The organism is Mesorhizobium sp. M0207 (assembly GCF_040321995.1).
GTDB lineage: Bacteria > Pseudomonadota > Alphaproteobacteria > Rhizobiales > Rhizobiaceae > Mesorhizobium.
Genome location: NZ_JAMYSQ010000005.1, coordinates 31,867 through 47,748, shown reverse-complemented (window position 1 = coordinate 47,748; position 15,882 = coordinate 31,867). Strand labels below are relative to the sequence as shown.

The 15,882-nt window shown below is 58.9% G+C and carries 18 protein-coding genes; 11 read left to right on the top strand and 7 right to left on the bottom strand.

Annotated features, from left to right (window positions below; translation table 11 throughout):
• Window positions 1-5: 5 nt before the first annotated feature.
• Together NKJ15_RS10095 and NKJ15_RS10090 are read right to left on the bottom strand one after the other, a co-directional pair.
• Window positions 6-1,346: a cation diffusion facilitator family transporter gene (locus NKJ15_RS10095; protein ID WP_023686263.1), complete on the bottom strand. Its 1,341-nt coding sequence runs from the start codon at window positions 1,344-1,346 to the stop codon at window positions 6-8.
• A gap of 8 nt (window positions 1,347-1,354) precedes the next feature.
• Window positions 1,355-1,636: a metal-sensing transcriptional repressor gene (locus NKJ15_RS10090; protein WP_023669876.1), complete on the bottom strand. Its 282-nt coding sequence runs from the start codon at window positions 1,634-1,636 to the stop codon at window positions 1,355-1,357.
• A gap of 104 nt (window positions 1,637-1,740) precedes the next feature.
• Between NKJ15_RS10090 and NKJ15_RS10085 the strand changes: the two genes are divergently transcribed.
• From NKJ15_RS10085 to NKJ15_RS10075, 3 genes are read left to right on the top strand one after another with little or no spacing between them, the layout of a single operon-like run.
• Entirely contained in the window at window positions 1,741-2,130 is a 390-nt protein-coding gene (locus tag NKJ15_RS10085) for a hypothetical protein (protein ID WP_023683326.1), read from the top strand.
• A 48-nt stretch (window positions 2,131-2,178) separates the two neighbouring features.
• Window positions 2,179-2,913: a HupE/UreJ family protein gene (locus tag NKJ15_RS10080; protein ID WP_031202371.1), complete on the top strand. Its 735-nt coding sequence runs from the start codon at window positions 2,179-2,181 to the stop codon at window positions 2,911-2,913.
• Window positions 2,914-2,947: 34 nt separating this feature from the next.
• The gene (locus NKJ15_RS10075) at window positions 2,948-3,595 is read left to right on the top strand and encodes a hypothetical protein (RefSeq protein WP_023669873.1); all 648 of its coding nucleotides are present in this window, start codon (window positions 2,948-2,950) and stop codon (window positions 3,593-3,595) included.
• A 210-nt stretch (window positions 3,596-3,805) separates the two neighbouring features.
• On the opposite strand, the gene NKJ15_RS10070 is transcribed toward NKJ15_RS10075, so the two are convergent.
• Window positions 3,806-4,876, bottom strand: coding sequence for an NAD/NADP octopine/nopaline dehydrogenase family protein (locus tag NKJ15_RS10070; RefSeq protein ID WP_031201715.1), 1,071 nt, complete (start codon window positions 4,874-4,876; stop codon window positions 3,806-3,808).
• A 231-nt stretch (window positions 4,877-5,107) separates the two neighbouring features.
• Here NKJ15_RS10070 and NKJ15_RS10065 point away from each other — a divergent pair, with 231 nt between their 5' ends.
• The 8 genes from NKJ15_RS10065 to NKJ15_RS10030 all read left to right on the top strand — a co-directional run bounded on the left by NKJ15_RS10065 (window position 5,108) and on the right by NKJ15_RS10030 (window position 11,728).
• Window positions 5,108-6,079, top strand: coding sequence for a LysR family transcriptional regulator (locus NKJ15_RS10065; protein ID WP_023669872.1), 972 nt, complete (start codon window positions 5,108-5,110; stop codon window positions 6,077-6,079).
• Entirely contained in the window at window positions 6,076-7,545 is a 1,470-nt protein-coding gene (locus NKJ15_RS10060) for an NAD(P)-binding domain-containing protein (RefSeq protein ID WP_023669871.1), read from the top strand. Before NKJ15_RS10065 ends, NKJ15_RS10060 begins: the two co-directional genes overlap by 4 nt.
• On the top strand, window positions 7,542-8,024 hold the full coding sequence (locus NKJ15_RS10055; RefSeq protein WP_023669870.1) for a CMD domain-containing protein: 483 nt from the start codon (window positions 7,542-7,544) through the stop codon (window positions 8,022-8,024). Before NKJ15_RS10060 ends, NKJ15_RS10055 begins: the two co-directional genes overlap by 4 nt.
• Complete coding sequence (locus NKJ15_RS10050; protein WP_352815052.1) at window positions 8,021-8,584, top strand: peroxidase-related enzyme; 564 nt, start codon at window positions 8,021-8,023, stop codon at window positions 8,582-8,584. Before NKJ15_RS10055 ends, NKJ15_RS10050 begins: the two co-directional genes overlap by 4 nt.
• Before the next feature lie 57 nt (window positions 8,585-8,641).
• A complete protein-coding gene (locus NKJ15_RS10045) occupies window positions 8,642-9,382 on the top strand; it encodes an amino acid ABC transporter ATP-binding protein (protein ID WP_023669868.1) in 741 nt (246 codons plus the stop codon).
• 24 nt (window positions 9,383-9,406) lie between these two features.
• Window positions 9,407-10,234, top strand: a complete 828-nt coding sequence (locus NKJ15_RS10040) for a transporter substrate-binding domain-containing protein (protein WP_023669867.1) — start codon at window positions 9,407-9,409, stop codon at window positions 10,232-10,234.
• Between the two features lie 67 nt (window positions 10,235-10,301).
• Window positions 10,302-11,018 (top strand): amino acid ABC transporter permease, encoded by a 717-nt coding sequence (locus NKJ15_RS10035; protein ID WP_352768689.1) that lies wholly within the window; start codon window positions 10,302-10,304, stop codon window positions 11,016-11,018.
• A gap of 17 nt (window positions 11,019-11,035) precedes the next feature.
• The gene (locus tag NKJ15_RS10030) at window positions 11,036-11,728 is read left to right on the top strand and encodes an amino acid ABC transporter permease (RefSeq protein WP_023669865.1); all 693 of its coding nucleotides are present in this window, start codon (window positions 11,036-11,038) and stop codon (window positions 11,726-11,728) included.
• A gap of 277 nt (window positions 11,729-12,005) precedes the next feature.
• Here NKJ15_RS10030 and NKJ15_RS10025 read toward each other — a convergent pair whose 3' ends face one another.
• Genes NKJ15_RS10025 through NKJ15_RS10010 form a run of 4 tightly spaced genes read right to left on the bottom strand, consistent with a single transcriptional unit; the run spans window position 12,006 to window position 15,844 of the window.
• Entirely contained in the window at window positions 12,006-13,010 is a 1,005-nt protein-coding gene (locus tag NKJ15_RS10025; protein ID WP_352815050.1) for an ABC transporter ATP-binding protein, read from the bottom strand.
• Window positions 13,003-14,031, bottom strand: coding sequence for an ABC transporter ATP-binding protein (locus NKJ15_RS10020; protein WP_031213837.1), 1,029 nt, complete (start codon window positions 14,029-14,031; stop codon window positions 13,003-13,005). The genes NKJ15_RS10025 and NKJ15_RS10020 overlap by 8 nt, the downstream gene beginning before the upstream one ends.
• Window positions 14,028-14,903, bottom strand: coding sequence for an ABC transporter permease (locus NKJ15_RS10015; RefSeq protein ID WP_023703918.1), 876 nt, complete (start codon window positions 14,901-14,903; stop codon window positions 14,028-14,030). The genes NKJ15_RS10020 and NKJ15_RS10015 overlap by 4 nt, the downstream gene beginning before the upstream one ends.
• A gap of 2 nt (window positions 14,904-14,905) precedes the next feature.
• Window positions 14,906-15,844: an ABC transporter permease gene (locus tag NKJ15_RS10010; protein ID WP_352815048.1), complete on the bottom strand. Its 939-nt coding sequence runs from the start codon at window positions 15,842-15,844 to the stop codon at window positions 14,906-14,908.
• Window positions 15,845-15,882 lie beyond the last annotated feature (38 nt).

Here is a 15,882-nt window from a genome sequence, read left to right as displayed (position 1 = left end):
TGATCTCAGTGATGGTGGCCTTCCGGCTCGACCATTTTGAACGGCAGCACCTGCTCGCGACCCTTCGCGGCCAAGACCAGCCTCGCCTGGAACTCATGCGGCTCAGCAGGAGCCACGGTGCTCTCAAGGCGATGATGGTTGTCGGCGACGGGTTCGAGGCGAAGCGTCTCCGGCCCGCCAGGCCTATCGATGATCACCGTTGCCATCAGATCGTCGGCATGCCGGTCGATGGTCAGCCGCATCCGCTCGCCAGCCGGCGTGTCGACGATTTCCAATGTCCCGGCAGCCAGATCGCAGTCGACCTTGAAGGGCTCCGGCGCATGATGACCATGTGAGTGAGAGGGTTCCGTGCCCGTCGCGGCAGACCCGGCCGAACTCTCCAGACGAACATTCGCTTCAGCCAACGCCGGCAAGTGGGCGAACAGTTCCTCCTTGAGGGCTTCGGTGACGCCCATCACGTCCTTGGCCGTCGCCGCGTCGGCGACACTGATAGCGACGTCGGCATGCAGGCGATGGCCGATCCAGCGCGCCTGCACGCTTTGGACACGTTCGATACCGGACACATGCTCGGCGGCATGATGGATTTCATCGACGATGCCGGGCTCGACACCGTCGAGCATGCGCGTGAGGACTGCCTTCGAAGACTGCCAGACGATCGCGAAGATGGCCACCGTGATCAAGAGCCCGATGATCGGATCGGCCAGCGGAAACCCCAGCCATACGCCGATAGCACCCAGCACAACCGCCAGACTGGTAAAGCCGTCGGTGCGCGCATGGTAGCCGTCGGCGATCAGCGCCGCGCTGTTGATCTCGCGGCCGACCCGGATACGGAACACTGCAACGGCCTCGTTGCCTAAGAAACCTATAATGCCGGCTATGGCGACCCAGCCAAGAAATGCGATCGGCTGCGGATTGATCAACCGGTCGATCGCCTCGTAGCCGGCAACGATGGCGCTGAACAAGATGATGAGGACAATCAGAATGCCGGCCAGATCTTCGACGCGGCCCAGCCCGTAGGTGAACGTCTTGCTCGGTTTGCGACGGGCCAGCATGAAGGCGACCCACAATGGGATGGCGGTGACCGCGTCGCCGACATTGTGGATCGTGTCGGCCAGCAGCGCCACGCTGCCGGAGAGGAACACGACCACCAACTGCAGCGCCGCCGTGATGGCCAGAACGACGAATGACCATTTGATCGCCCAGATGCCGCGCGTCGTCGTGGCGATCGTCGGGTCGATGACGCCATGCGTGTGGCCATGGCCGCCCTCGCCGTGATCATGTCCGTGGCCGCCCATGCCTTGCGTCATCGGGCCGAACCCGAACCAATCGCGAACTTTGTCCATCATGGCGCTTCTCACAGGTACTTGGTGATATCCTTGAACTCGTCGATCGAGCGGCGCTGCTCGAGCGCCAGCGGTCCGACGACGTCCTCAAGGCAGTGGTTGAGGTGGTCCTGGATCAGTGTCTTCTTGGCCTGGGCGATGGCCTTCTCCACGGCATGAAGTTGCTGGGCGATGTCGAGGCACGGTCGCCCGGCCTCTATCATCTCGACGATCCCGCGCAGATGGCCGTCGGCGCGCTTCAGCCGCTTGATGATGGCAGGATGGGTTTCGTGGACGTGGGGACGCTCATTCATGCCCCTGATGCTATCCCCCCAGAGAGGATATTCCAAGCCTCAAAGTGGCCTCGATTCTGGTGCATGCCACCATTCGTTAGGATTTTAGAGAATAATCGCTAAGCATGCCGAATTGGATCCCTAGCACAGCCTTTCGTCTCATCGTCGCGTTCGCGATGACTCTCGGCGTGCTGCTCTCCCCAGTGGGTAGTTCGGCCTCGCATAGCCCGATTGCGCTCGCTGCCGCCGAGGCAGCGCGTCACGCAGAGCTGACAGCACAGATCGAAAAACACGGCCACAGCCATGACGATGGCGAAGCCGATGAGCAGAGCTTTGGTCATACCCACGGCCACAATCCGGCCGACCACACCCATGAAACGGCGAGCACGCTTCCGGGCTTCGCGCAGCCAGCACCGCCGATAGGCCGGAGCTGGCTGGTTTACCCGCCTTCGTTTGCCGACCTCGAAATCCGTTTCCGGCTTGAGCGCCCTCCCAGGCAGATCGTCATCGCATGATCGCGGCCGCACGCGCGGCCATCCTCAACGACGACGATTGGAATTCTCATGCAAGGATCCTTCTACAAGGGTCCGCCACGCACGCCTTGCGCGCGCTGGCGGTTGGCCCTTCCTGTGCTCATTGCTCTCCTGACCCTCCCATTGCTTGGGGGGACTGCCCTCGCCCATGCCGTTGCCGAAGGCGACAAGGGCTATATCCAGGAGATCACGGGCATCAATCTGCTGCCCTTCATCTATCTCGGCGCCAAGCACATGGTGACGGGATACGACCACGTCCTGTTCCTGTTCGGCGTGATCTTCTTCCTCTACCGGATGAAGCACATTGGCATCTATGTGAGCCTGTTCGCGCTCGGCCATTCCACGACCATGCTGCTTGGCGTCTATTTCAACGTTGGCATCAACAGCTACATCATCGACGCGATCATCGGCCTGTCGGTCGTCTACAAGGCGCTCGACAATATGGGTGCCTTCCAGAGGTGGCTCGGCTTCCAGCCGAACACCAAGATCGCGACGCTGATCTTCGGCTTTTTCCACGGCTTCGGCCTGTCGACGAAGATCATCGAATACAACATCTCGCCCGACGGGCTCGTGCCCAACCTACTTGCCTTCAACGTCGGCGTTGAGGTCGGTCAGCTTCTGGCGCTCGCTGCTATCCTTATCGTCATGGGCTACTGGCGCCGGACCGACAGTTTCTGGCGCCACGCATACACCGCCAACACCATCATGATGACCGCCGGGTTTGTGCTGATCGGCTATCAGCTCACCGGCTGGGTCGTCTCCTGAACCTCCAAGTAAAGATCAAAAAAGGAATTCTCCCATGTACAACACAGACATCCCGACCCGCGCTGAACTGCCGACATCCATGCAGCTCCTCCGATCTACCCTCATCGCCATTGTCGCGGCAGCGGCCATCCTTGTGACCATCGTGCTGCCGGCCGAATACGCCATCGATCCCACCGGCGTTGGGCGAGCGCTCGAGCTCACCGAGATGGGCGAGATCAAGACACAACTCGCCGAAGAGGCCGAGCAAGACCGCCTTCGCGAATTGCAAAACGGCACGCCGACCGCAGTGCCAGGCCAAGATCAGCAGTCGAGTCTTCTGGAGCGCGTCTTCGCTGAACTGGTGATTGGTTCCGCCTCTGCCCAGGAACTGCGGACGGACGAAATGTCGGTCACCCTCAAGCCCGGCGAAGGAGCTGAGATCAAGCTCGTCATGGCCAAGGGCGCAAAGGCAAACTACTCTTGGACAGCCAATGGCGCGGCGGTGAACTTCGACACCCATGGTGACGGCGGCGGCGAAAACATCTCATACGAGAAGGGACGCGGTGCTGCAGAGGACGAGGGCGTACTTGAGGCAGCCTTTGACGGCAATCACGGTTGGTTCTGGCGCAACCGCACCGGTGCCGACGTCACCGTGACGCTGAAGACGAATGGCGCGTACACCGACATCAAACGCATGATGTGATCGATACGGCACGTCTTATCCGGCGCCGTTTGGCGCCGGGGGAGATCAAGCAGGTGAAATAGCCAACTCGGACCAACACAGTTTGATAATATCCAACCTGTGTTGGTCCCCTTCGGATGTCGTTGGTTAGAATCAGCTCGCAATGATGTAACAGGAGCGTCGCGCTAGCTTCCCCAAAGCGTAATCACGCCGCATTGGCCGCGAGCGCGCTCAAAACCCCTTGCGGCAAAGGGCTTCAAGATCCGTCTTTGTCATTTTCTCGATGCCGAGCCCAGGAAGAATATCATTATCTCCCTTGAGATCCCGGCCATAAGCCGCCGACAATATGGAAATTCCGGATTCATGGAGAACCGCCGGATTTCCGCTGATCTTCCCCAGGACTGCGGTTGGTAACAGGCCGAACGGAACGTCCTCGAGAATATAGCGGCTCTCGATGGTCGTCGGGCCAAAGCCGCCACGACCTTGGCGATCCATCTCCAGGTTCATTTCCGAAACGGTGCTCATGGGGACGTGGAACGACAATGAAAAATGTTCCTGGACGGTACGAACCGCGATACCGAAATTGCCAGCTATGGCCAATCGTTCGGCATCCAGAGCCTCGATGAAGCGACCAACGGCAGGAGTGACATTTCCCCCCTGGCTCCATCGCTCGGCCTTCTCCATTCGTGTGAGATTGAGAAGGGCAATTCCCAGATGGTTCTGCGGATTGAGGTTGCTGAGCGCAATTGCCAGCAGACCATCGCGCTTGACGAAACGATCGCCGAACAAGGCCGTGCAAAGCTTGTACCCTTGATCGAGCGCATCGAAAGGCAGCGTCGCAACATCAAGCTTCTGGCGAATGGAAGTGACCTGGACTTCTGTTGGTCCGAGCTGGCGGCCGGTCAAGAGCGTTGTGCCCCAAACGACGATCGGCAACCTGACCTTGCGCTCGGCTAACCGCTTGGAGAGATACAGCGCGCCGAACGAACTGTGCGAACTGACGATGACAGGAATACCATCTGCCAGGTGAGGGACGGCGGCATCCATCACCATCTTGTGGCCGTAAGCGGGAAGCGCGATCACCACCACATCCGCGTGATCGATGGCATCTTTACAATCATTGGCAATACGCACCGGCACCGTCGCCTCGATATCCCCCGTCGCCTTCAATAATTCGCCAGTCGCCAACGTTCTGGTGCGGTCTCCCGACGGTGACCAAAGTGTTGGCGTATGTCCCGATTGTGCCAAATAGGCCGCAAGGCCATAGGCAATTGCTCCAGCGCCCAGAATACTCACGCGCATAACATTCCTCCTGTCGCCGGCTTTATGGTTCGAGAATCCTTGCCGTCCCCGCCTACAAGTTTTTTCATCGGGAGGATCCGAATTGAAGTCACGTCGGTTGCCATCAGCCGTTTCGATCAGGACTCCGGCTCTGAGCCGGCAAACGCCGCAACGACTATTAGTTTCCGCTTGACATATATCAAAAATGAATGAGACGATGTCAATCATACGAATTACGCATGTAGGGAGAACATGGAAACCCGGGACCTTCAGACCTTCCTTGCGGTTGCTGCCAGCGGCAGCATTACCAAGGCGGCTGACATGCTCGGGCGTTCCCAACCTTCGGTGACACGCACCATTCAGGAGCTCGAGGCCGAACTTGGCTTCGAATTGCTGCATCGGATCGGTCGACGGGTGCAGCTGTCTGAAGAGGGTGTCGCATTCGAGGAGGAAGCGCGGCGATTGTTGATGTCTTTCACCGAACTTGCAGCGCGGGCCAAGATGATCGCCGCCGGCCGTGGGCGGATCCTGCAGATTGTCACAACTTCCGCGATCGGCACCGGCTTGATCCCGGCGGCCCTGGCCGAGCTCAAGGGTGTCGAGCTTCCGCACGAGACGCATCTCGGGCAGTTTCTTCCCTCGATCGTCGCCCAGGAAGTGCGCAGCGGACGTGCCGAGATCGGGTTTTCAAGCCTGCCGCTCGATACGCCCGGTCTGGATGTCCTACGGCTCTATTCGGCGCCTGATGTTGCTGCCGTGCGGGAGGACGATGCGCTGGCTGAACTTGATGTCATACCGCTTTCGGCTTTTGCGGGTCGTCGCGTGGCTACGTTGCTCAATCCGCTGCGGTTTCAGTTGCATGTCGCCAAGGCACTCGCTGCCCGGGGCATCGACACCGGCCCGGTGATCCGGACCAATACTGCCTACGGCGCGTTGCAGATCGTGCGCCATACTGGTGTCGCGGCCGTCATCGATCCCCTCACGGCCTATGGCGTCGCCCTGCCTGGGGTCGTCATTCGCCCGATCGATGTAACCGTTCTCTTTTATTGGGGCGTTGTGGCTGCCTCAAAACGTCCCCTTCGCCCAGTCGCGCAGGCGCTGATGGATGCGGTCGAAGCGGTGGCTGAACGGTCGATCGTCGGTTTCAAGAAGCTCGATCCAGCTTTGGCCAGCCAATTGGTGAACGATCCCGCGTCGGGCACAAATAACGGAACTGGAATATGAAGCATACTCCCACCCCGGCAGCATCGACGGGCCTTGCCGCGTTGGAAGCCCAGCTCGCGCAGGATCTCGACTTTGTCGAGCTGCCCGCCAAGCCCTGGGTCCCCACACGCATGCATGAGGGCGCCCCGGTCCGTGATGTCGTGGTCATTGGCGCTGGCATGTGCGGACTTGCTGCCACGGCAAAGCTGGTGCTGGCAGGGATCACCAATGTCGTCGCCTATGATGCGGCGCCGGCTGGGCTCGAAGGACCGTGGATAACGTTTGCCCGCATGCAAACACTCCGGTCGCCGAAGACCCTGCACGGTCCGTCGCTCGGCTTGCCGCAATTGACGTTCCGCGCCTGGTTCACGGCGCAATGGGGCGTCGACGCCTGGCGGTCGCTGGACAAAATCCCCAAGGGCCAGTGGATGGATTACCTGGTCTGGTACCGCAAGGTTCTTGCTCTGCCTGTGCGCAACGGCGTGCGCATGACCGGCGTCGCACCGGTTGGTGATCTGATTGCGATCGATATCGAAGGCGCGGAATCCGGCCGGGTTCTCACCCGTCATCTCGTTCTGGCCACCGGCCGCTCTGGTCTGGGCGGTTTTGCCGTGCCCGATTTCCTCAGGGGCATCGATCGCGCTTATTGGGCCCATTCTGCGGACGAGATCGATTTCGACGCGCTGCAAGGTAAGCGTGTGGCGGTCATCGGCGCCGGTGCCTCGTCCATGGACAATGCCGCAACCGCACTCGAGGCGGGCGCCGGATCTGTGGACATGTTGATCCGGCGCAAGGAAATGCCGCGCATCAACAAGCTGACCGGAATCGGCAGTCCGGGTGTTGTACTCGGCATGCATCAATTGCCCGATGCCTGGAAGTGGAAGTTCTTCGACTACACCGCCTCAACCCAGACGCCGCCGCCTCGTTCATCGACGCTTCGCGTTTCTCGCCACCCCAATGCCCGGTTCTTTCTCGACTGCGGCATCGTCGCGGTCACGGAAGATGCGGGAGGCCTGCTTATCGAAACCACCCAGGGGCTGATGCGCTACGACTTCCTGATCGCGGCAACCGGCTTTTCAAACGACTTCAACGGCCGCCCGGAATTTGCAGCCATCGCGCCACATATCCGCACCTGGTCGGATGGCCGATATACACCGGACATGGGGCCGGCGCGTGCAGGCATGTCCGACGCACCGGACCTAGGTCCCGCCTTCGAGTTTCGTGAGCGCGTCCCCGGCTCCTGCCCGATGCTGTCGCATATCCACTGCTTCAACGACGCCGCCATGCTGACGCACGGCAAGGTCTCCGGTGATATCCCAGCCGTCAGCGCGGGTGCCGACCGTTTGGTCCGCGGCATTGCCGCATCGCTGTTTGCCGAAGATGTCGAAACCCACTTCGCCAACCTGATCGCTTACGACACGCCCGAACTTCTGGGCGACGAATGGGTCGATTCAACACCCTTGTTGGAGAAGGAGGCCGCGCTGTGATCGACGCAATGGACAAGGCCGCCGGTCTATCACCGCACGATGCGCTTTTCAGCGCGCGTCGGTTTCGGCCTGAATTCGTGCTGGGGGCGGAGGAATGTCGCCTCTCCGTCCTGCAGCCAGCAAACGACCAAGGGCTTGCGCCTAATTTGCGGGTTGCTCTGGCCCGTCGCATGGCCGCTCTGAATGCCGATCCGGTCCTGATGGCCGAATTTGATGTGCAGCTGGCTCAGCTCGATCCGACTGAGCAGCTTCTGGCCTTAGCCCAGGGGGAAACGGATTTGGAAGAGCCATTGGCGACCATCGCACGTCATGTGGACCTGATTACGCTGACACCGAAAAAGGCGGAAGCGGGCCACATCGCCCTGCTCGCCCAAGCTGGATTGAACAATCCTCAGATCGTCGCCCTTTCCGAGCTCATCGCCTTCGTCAATTTCCAGACGCGGGTGGCAACCGGCCTGCGATTGTTGAGGACGGCATGATTTCCGCGGTGCGCCTGAAGCCATTGAATTGGCATCCGTACATAGCGCCGGTCGAGCTATCCGAGGCCACGCCGGAACAGCTTGAAGCGATGAAGGTCACGCCATCAGCCAAGAAAGTTTCGGAATATGTGCGCACCCTTGCGCATGACCCTGAGAGCTACCTTGCCCGCACCATCTTGTTCAACGCCATCATGTATGTCGAAGGCGGGCTTGCCCGCCCTGACCGCGAGCTTGGTGCATTAGGTGCGTCCATCGTCAATGGCTGCAAATTCTGCGCCGTTGTTCACGCCCGCAGGCATGCAGAGCTGACCAAGAACGACGAAGTGGTCACCGCGCTCTATCTCGATAAACCTGAAGCGCTCGGCCCACGCGATGCGGCAATCTACAGTTTTGCCCGCCGCCTGTCGGCGGCCCCGTCGGAAGCGACGACAGACGATATCGCCGCGCTTCGATCAGTCGGCATGGACGACCGCGAGATTATCGACCTGATCCACGCCATATCGATCTTCGGCTGGGCAAACCGGCTGATGCACGTTCTCGGCCATGCGGAGAGCGGGTGATGATGTCGCATGCGGTCGAAGCAGTCCGTCTCACACTTTCCGAAGGGACAACCAGCAATGCTTGAACTCAAAGATGTAAAGCTGTCTTACGGAAGCACGCAGGTTCTGAACGGCGTCAATCTCTCGGTAAAGCGGGGTGACGTGGTTTCGATCATCGGCCCCAGCGGCACCGGCAAGACCACGTTGCTGAAATGCATCAACTACCTGGCCAAGCCGTCGTCAGGAACCATCGCGTTCGATCAGATCCGGATGGATTACCAGCGTGCCGACAAGGTCGCTGTCCAGGCGATCCGGTTGCGAACGGCGATGGTCTTTCAACAATTCAACGTCTTCAAGAACATGACGGTCCTGCAGAACGTGATGGATCCACTGGTCGTCGTGCAGCGCAAGTCCGCGGACGAGGCGCGGGAGATCGCCTTGCGGGAGCTCGAGCGGGTCGGCCTCACCCCGAAGCGAGACAGCTATCCCTCCCAACTGTCGGGCGGCCAGCTCCAGCGCACCGGCATTGCGCGCGCCCTGGCGGTTCGTCCCGACGTGATACTCTTCGATGAGCCTACGTCATCGCTGGATCCAGAACTCGTCGGTGAAGTCCTGAAGGTGATCAAGGACGTCACCTCGTCAGGGATCACTTCGCTGCTTGTGACCCACGAGATGCAATTCGCAAGGAACATCTCCAACCGGATCGTCTTCATGGACCGTGGCGTGGTCGCCGCCGATGGCAGCCCGGCTGATATCTTCGACGCGCCTTCCAGCCCACGACTTGCTCAATTCCTGCAGTCAGAACTCGCTTTTCAATAATCCAACAACAAGGGAACCTAAGAAATGTCTGTAATCACATCCCGCTTTTCCCGTCGTCATGCCCTGGCTGTCGTCGGCGGCATCGCAATAGCCCTTGCAACCGCAGGAGTCAGTTATGGTCAGACCGTTCGGACAATCAAGATCGCGACGTCTGCCGAATCCAAGCCGCTGGCATGGGGCGCGATCGGCGTCGAGCCGCAAGGCTATGAGCCCGATCTCCTGAGGGCGATCAACGCAAAGCTGCCGCAATACAAGTTCGAGATGGAAGGTGTCTCTGACATCGCGCAGGAAACTGGCCTCGCCACGGGCAAGTACGACATCGCGGTGGGTGGCTACTACAAGTCGCCCGAGCGCTCCAAGCAGTTCTTCATTCCGGAAAATCCCATGGGCGCCAGCCTGATGAAGATCTACAGCAAGAAAGACAGCGGCATCAAGGAAATGAAAGACCTGGTCGGCAAGAGGATCGTTCCGACCACGGCCGGCGGTGGAACCTACAAGTTCATCATGAACTGGCAGAAAGAAAACCCGCAATACAAGCTCGATGTCACGGCATCGAGTGCAGGCATTCCCTACCCGAACCGGCTGGACGAAGTTCAGAACGGCAAGTTCGACGCTCTCGTCTTGCCGTCCAATCTCGGTGAGCAGACCGTCATCGAGCAAAAGAAACTCGATATCGTGGCGTCCGAACCAGTGTTCAGCAACAACACCTACATGCTGATCCACAGATCAGACGAGAACAAGGTTCTGGCTGACGATGTGAACAAGGTTCTCAAGGAATTGAAAGACGACGGCACGATCGAGAAGCTCTCGCAGAAGTGGTTCGGCGAGGGCATCGTCCAGTACATGAAATAGCACGGCCGTTGAGGGCCATATTCGCTAGTCAGCGGCAAGGCTGAATTGCAAGAAGGAGCGTTTCAAAGTGGATGTATCTGCTATGATTCCCGAGTTGCTCTCGGCACTGCCGCTGACGCTCGCCATCACGTTTACGGCCCTCATTTCCGGGTTCTGTCTGGCTCTTATCGCGACAACACTCCGTGTTCGCAGGGTGCCACTGATCAGTCACCTGGTGGACCTCTACGTGTCCTATGCCCGGAGCGTTCCTGTCGTCCTGCAGCTGTTCGTCGCGTTTTATGGGCTTCCGCTGTTGGTGATCCTGTTCGGCGCCAAAGATTTTATTTCGCCGACGATGGCTGCCATGGTGGGGTTGAGCCTCTACCATGGAGGATATCTGTCGGAAGTCATGCGGCCTGCATATCTTGCCGTCGATCGCGGCCAGCACGATGCGGCCGATAGCCTTGGATATACGTTCCGGCAGAAAATTACTCGCGTCGTCGGCCCGCAAGCGGTGCACTTCGCACTACCGGGCTACGGGAACTCCGTCATCTACCTGATCCATAACGTTGCGCTGGTCATGTACATCGGCGCCGCCGACGTCATGGCGACTGCGCATTTGATCATGGAGCGCGACTACAATCAGTTCCAGTTCGAAACCTACCTCGTCCTGGCGATCATCTATTCGCTGATGTGCCTGGTCGCATGGCTCATCGTGCGCTTCTTCGAGCTTCGATCACCGATGCAAGCGCCAGAGGCAACGACAACAACTCCGATCAAGAACGAGCTCCTCGCGAGCGTCTGACGTAAGGGTATTCAACCATGTTTGATACCGATATTTTGCTCCAGGACACGCAGGAAATTCTGAGTGCCGTACCCGTGACCGTTGGAATGGCACTCTTGATTTTCGTCCTGTCGACGATAGTCGGCAGCATATTCGCGCTGATCGAATACAGACGGGTGCCGGTGCTGCGAGAGCTCATCATGACTTACAAGATCGTCTTCAAGGGCGTTCCGATGGTCATCGTGATTTTCCTCGCCTATTTCGGTCTGCCGCCCGCATTCCAGTTCCTGTTCTCATTGCTGGGGATCAACTTTAACGCCCACGAAACCCCCAATTGGGTCATCCTTGTAGTTGCGATTACCGGCTGTGTCGCCGCGTTCCAATCGGAGATTATCAAGGGAGCCCTGAATGCATTCGACACCGGTCAGTCGGACGCAGCCCATTCGCTGGGCTATACGGGCGGCCAACTGTTCCGACGTATCCTATTTCCCCAGGTGGCCCTCACGGCAATTCCCGACCTGACGACTTCGATGATGGTCATCATGAAGGCGCTTTCTCTCGGATTCGCCATCGAGGTCGTCGATATCTTCGCCCAGTCCCAGCTGACCGCCGCCCTGAACTACTACTACCTCGAAGCCTTCGTGATTGCCGTCGTGATCTACATGGTGATTGCCTATATCGTCACACAGATTGCCGACAGGCTGGAGCAGGCGCTGAGGGTGCGGACGTGAGGCGGATGTGGGATAGAATCGTCAAGCTTCGGATATCGAGCCGCACCTGGGAGGCAATTCTTTCGGGGATGAAAAGCTTGAGGAGAAACCCAAGTAGCCGATGCATGTACCGCTGAATGCCGACTGAAGCACCGATCGCGCCGACGCAACGTTGCGACTGTGCCGACCAGAGGAATCCGGTCTCCGGCTACTGGCATGGAGATCCCCAAGCCGTATTCGGCGCCGCGAGTACGCATCAATATTGGAGAACCTGGGCCTCTCCGTCTCCCACGCCGGTTTATCCGACTTGTCTCACGTCGTATTCCTGCAGGATACCCGCTTTGATCCGACCAGCGAAATGACAACTTGCGAGATGCGATTCCGACAAGCTGTTGACCGGAGGCGATGTCTCACAAACACTTTGCACGGCAGGGCAGCGCGTACGAAAACGGCATCCGGTCGGCGGATTCACAGGGCTTGGCACATCTCCCTTTAGAATGATCCGCTGACGTTCGCGCTCCTCAACTGGATTTGTCGACGGGACCGCGCTGAGCAGCGCCTGTGTATACGGATGTGCGGGCTGGCTATAGAGCGCGCCGCTCTCACCTTCTTCCATGACGCGGCCGAGATACATCACGTAGACGCGCTGTGCGGCCTGGCGAACGATGGCCAGATCGTGCGCAATGAGAAGACATGACATTCCGAAATCATCGCGCAGCTTCAGAAACAGGTTCATGATCTGCGCTCTGATGGAGACATCGAGCGAACTGACAGGCTCATCGCATATGAGTACGGTTGGGTTGGCAGCAAGCGATCGCGCGATACACACGCGTTGACGTTGGCCACCCGACATCTCGCGCGGATAGCGCTCCAATATCTGTTCGGGCAGCCCCACTTGGTCCAAGAGTTCTTTGACACGTGCCGCCCGCGCGGAATGGTTGTTCTCCCCATTGATGAGCAGCGCTTCATCGATCGCCTGACCAATCGTCTGTCGGGAACTCAGCGAGGAAAGCGGATCCTGAAAGATGTATTGGATCTTGCGCCTTCGTTCGAACAAATGCTTGCCGCTCATAGCCAGGAAATTTTCGCCCTTGAATCGGATCTCTCCGGATTTGGCGCTCTCGAGACCGACGATCGTGCGACCCAGTGTCGATTTTCCGCATCCCGACTCCCCGACCAATCCTACAATCTCGCCCGCGCCAATCTTCAGGCTCACGCCATCACAGGCCTTAATCTCAGCCCCTGTGTGGCGGTCGCGAAAGTGAGTTTTGAGATCGACGATCTCAATGAGGTTCTCAGGCATCTTCCATCACTCGCGCAAGCTTGTTGATGATGACCGGGCATGCGGCGACGTGCGTCGACGACTCTCCTGGTACGGAAAGCAAGTGCGGTTGAGTGGCGCTGCAGCTCTGCAGCGCCGAAGCGCAGCGTGGCGTGAACGCACAACCGCGTATCAACCGAGACAGATCTGGCGGCTGGCCAGGAAGACCAATAAATTTCGAACCAATGTCTGCATTTAGCGATGGAACTGAACCGAGCAGACCTTTGGTGTAGGGGTGGACCGGCGTCATCAGCACGTCGTCCACCGGACCCAGTTCTGACAGCCGGCCGGCGTACATCACCGCCACCTTGGTCGCCATGCCGGAGACCACACCAAAATCGTGAGTGATGATGACGATGGCCATCTGCAGGCGCCTCTGTAGGTCTTTCAGCAGCTCCACGATCTGAGCCTGAACCGTGACATCGAGCGCGGTGGTAGGCTCATCCGCTATGAGGAGCTTGGGCTCGCCGGCAATGCTCATCGCTATGCCAACGCGCTGGCGCATACCCCCGGAAAGCTCGTGCGGATACTGCTGCAGTCGGCTTAGTGGATCGGGTAGCCCGACCAACGCCAGCAGTTCGGCGGCTCGTTTGTCGGCCTGCGCCGCAGTCATGCCAAGGTGCAATTCCGAGACCTCGGCGATCTGCCTTCCAATGCGTCGGACCGGGTTGAGAGAACTCAACGGATCCTGAAATATGACGCCGATCTCGCCGCCACGCAGTTTGCGCATTTGTTGCTCAGGCGCTCGCAGGATGTCGAGGCCGTTGAATTTCACCGTCCCCTCTATTTCAGCGTCGAGTCCCGTCGGAAGCAGAGATAGCGGCGCCATGTTGAGGATGGTCTTGCCGCTGCCGCTTTCGCCGACAATCGCCAGGACCTCGCCTTCGTCCACACGGTAGCTCACGCCATCGACCGGCTTGACGCTGGTTCTCGCCGTATGGAGCGTCACCGACAGATTGGAGACTTCGAGCAATGCAGGTGTTGGGGAACTCCCAGTGCTCATGTCGCGATCTCCTTCATGAACAGTTTCTTGCGGGCGGCCAAGCTCCGCTTGGTCATCCGGCGCGGGTTCTTGGACAGCGCGATCTTCTCGCCGAACAGGTTGAAACCTACGACCATGATGGTAAGCGCGAGCCCCGGAAGGATCACCAGGCGCGGTGCTTCTTCAAGATAGGGTAGGCTCGAAACCAGCATCTGTCCCCACTCCGCTTGCGGCGGCTGCACACCGAGCCCCAGAAAGCTCAAGTTAGCGATCGCGAGGGCCAAAATACCGACGTCCGCGCTTGCGTAGATCAGCACGGATCCCAATGCGACCGGCACCAGATGTTTGAATATGATCCTGAGTCGGCTGGCGCCCAAAACGCGAAGGCTTTCGATATGCGGCTGGTTTACTGCCGCCGCCACCACACCTCGCGTCAGCCGGGCATAGATTGGCGTCCAGGCGATCGCCAGCGCAATGATCATATTCCAATAGCTAGGGCCGAATACACCAACGATCGCCAGCGCCACCACGAGACTAGGCACACTGAGGCCGAAGTCGACCATACGCATGAGGATTTCGTCGATCCAGCCACCGAAATAGCCGGATATGGTCCCAACCAACATTCCAAATATGCCGGCAAGAAACAGGACAATGGTCACACCCACGAGCGTGGTCTGGGCACCCGCAATAAGTCGGCTGAGCACGTCGCGCCCGAGGTTGTCGGTGCCCAGCCAATAGACTCCTGAAAACGATTCAGTTGGAGCAAGGAGGTTTTGCGTATTCGGGTCATAAGGGCTGACCAGCGAGCCGAAGATCGCGATGAAGACAAAGAACCCGATCATCAGCGAGATCGGCCAGCCGACGCTGCGAAAGAATGATTTTATCGAACTCATGATCAGGCCCTCGCAGCCCGACGTTGAAGCGGATCGACGACAATGACGATCAGGTCGACGACGAGATTCACCACAATGAACAGCACGGAGAAGATCAGCAGGCACGCCTGCAGTACTGGGAGATCCCGGAAGCGAGCTGCCTCAACAAAATAGGCGCCAAGACCTTGCCACGAAAAAATCGGTTCGATGATGAACGCGTTAGGCACCATCTGGGCCAGCGCCATTCCAAACGCTGTCAAAACGACCGGGACGATATTCGGCAAGGCGTCGCGAAACAGAATTCTTCGTCTGCTGAAGCCTTTGCTGATCGCGGTAATGACATAAGGCTTGCTCATAGTTTCCTCCAGCACGACCCGCGCGACGCGGCTGAGGAGCGCACCTGGAACAACCCCAATGGCGATGCTCGGCAAAATCCAACTGGAAAGTCCCCTGAAGCCGAAAGTGGGAAACACGTTCCACGTCACGCCGAACGCATAAATGAGCATTGAGGCTAGGAAAAATTTTGGGATCGACACGTTCAAAACGGCGAAGGCGCGGATCATCCGGTCTGTCGTTCCGTTAGGCCACATGGCACCCATGAAGCTGAGCCCGACACCAACGATCAGCATGACAATGCCGCCGCCAGCAATAAGAACCAGAGTGGGCTCAAGGCGTTCCATTATGGCTTCTGAGACCGGCTGACCGGTTCGCAGCGACCTTCCGAAATCGCCCTGCAACACATCGCCGAGCCAGTGCACATATCGCAATGGCAGCGGATCGTTCAGGCCGTATTCGATCGCCACCTGCTCAACGACCTTGTGCGACACAAAGCCGCCTCTCAACTCAGCTATGAGCGCGGCCACGTTTCCGGGAAACGCTGCGATCAAGATGAAAGAGAACACAGAGGCGATGGCGATGAGGATGGCGGCGGAAACACCGCGCTTCATGGCTATTCTCAGCATGGCGAACCTTTGGCTTTCCTGAGACTGCGGGTGCCTCG

What these genes read in the sequence shown, in the direction of transcription:
- NKJ15_RS10095 (WP_023686263.1), bottom strand. Translation starts at nt 1,346, where the DNA reads ATGATGGACAAAGTTCGCGATTGGTTCGGGTTCGGCCCGATGACGCAA.
- NKJ15_RS10090 (WP_023669876.1), bottom strand. Translation starts at nt 1,636, where the DNA reads ATGAATGAGCGTCCCCACGTCCACGAAACCCATCCTGCCATCATCAAG.
- NKJ15_RS10085 (WP_023683326.1), top strand. Translation starts at nt 1,741, where the DNA reads ATGCCGAATTGGATCCCTAGCACAGCCTTTCGTCTCATCGTCGCGTTC.
- NKJ15_RS10080 (WP_031202371.1), top strand. Translation starts at nt 2,179, where the DNA reads ATGCAAGGATCCTTCTACAAGGGTCCGCCACGCACGCCTTGCGCGCGC.
- NKJ15_RS10075 (WP_023669873.1), top strand. Translation starts at nt 2,948, where the DNA reads ATGTACAACACAGACATCCCGACCCGCGCTGAACTGCCGACATCCATG.
- NKJ15_RS10070 (WP_031201715.1), bottom strand. Translation starts at nt 4,876, where the DNA reads ATGCGCGTGAGTATTCTGGGCGCTGGAGCAATTGCCTATGGCCTTGCG.
- NKJ15_RS10065 (WP_023669872.1), top strand. Translation starts at nt 5,108, where the DNA reads ATGGAAACCCGGGACCTTCAGACCTTCCTTGCGGTTGCTGCCAGCGGC.
- NKJ15_RS10060 (WP_023669871.1), top strand. Translation starts at nt 6,076, where the DNA reads ATGAAGCATACTCCCACCCCGGCAGCATCGACGGGCCTTGCCGCGTTG.
- NKJ15_RS10050 (WP_352815052.1), top strand. Translation starts at nt 8,021, where the DNA reads ATGATTTCCGCGGTGCGCCTGAAGCCATTGAATTGGCATCCGTACATA.
- NKJ15_RS10045 (WP_023669868.1), top strand. Translation starts at nt 8,642, where the DNA reads ATGCTTGAACTCAAAGATGTAAAGCTGTCTTACGGAAGCACGCAGGTT.
- NKJ15_RS10040 (WP_023669867.1), top strand. Translation starts at nt 9,407, where the DNA reads ATGTCTGTAATCACATCCCGCTTTTCCCGTCGTCATGCCCTGGCTGTC.
- NKJ15_RS10030 (WP_023669865.1), top strand. Translation starts at nt 11,036, where the DNA reads ATGTTTGATACCGATATTTTGCTCCAGGACACGCAGGAAATTCTGAGT.
- NKJ15_RS10025 (WP_352815050.1), bottom strand. Translation starts at nt 13,010, where the DNA reads ATGCCTGAGAACCTCATTGAGATCGTCGATCTCAAAACTCACTTTCGC.
- NKJ15_RS10020 (WP_031213837.1), bottom strand. Translation starts at nt 14,031, where the DNA reads ATGAGCACTGGGAGTTCCCCAACACCTGCATTGCTCGAAGTCTCCAAT.
- NKJ15_RS10015 (WP_023703918.1), bottom strand. Translation starts at nt 14,903, where the DNA reads ATGAGTTCGATAAAATCATTCTTTCGCAGCGTCGGCTGGCCGATCTCG.
- NKJ15_RS10010 (WP_352815048.1), bottom strand. Translation starts at nt 15,844, where the DNA reads ATGCTGAGAATAGCCATGAAGCGCGGTGTTTCCGCCGCCATCCTCATC.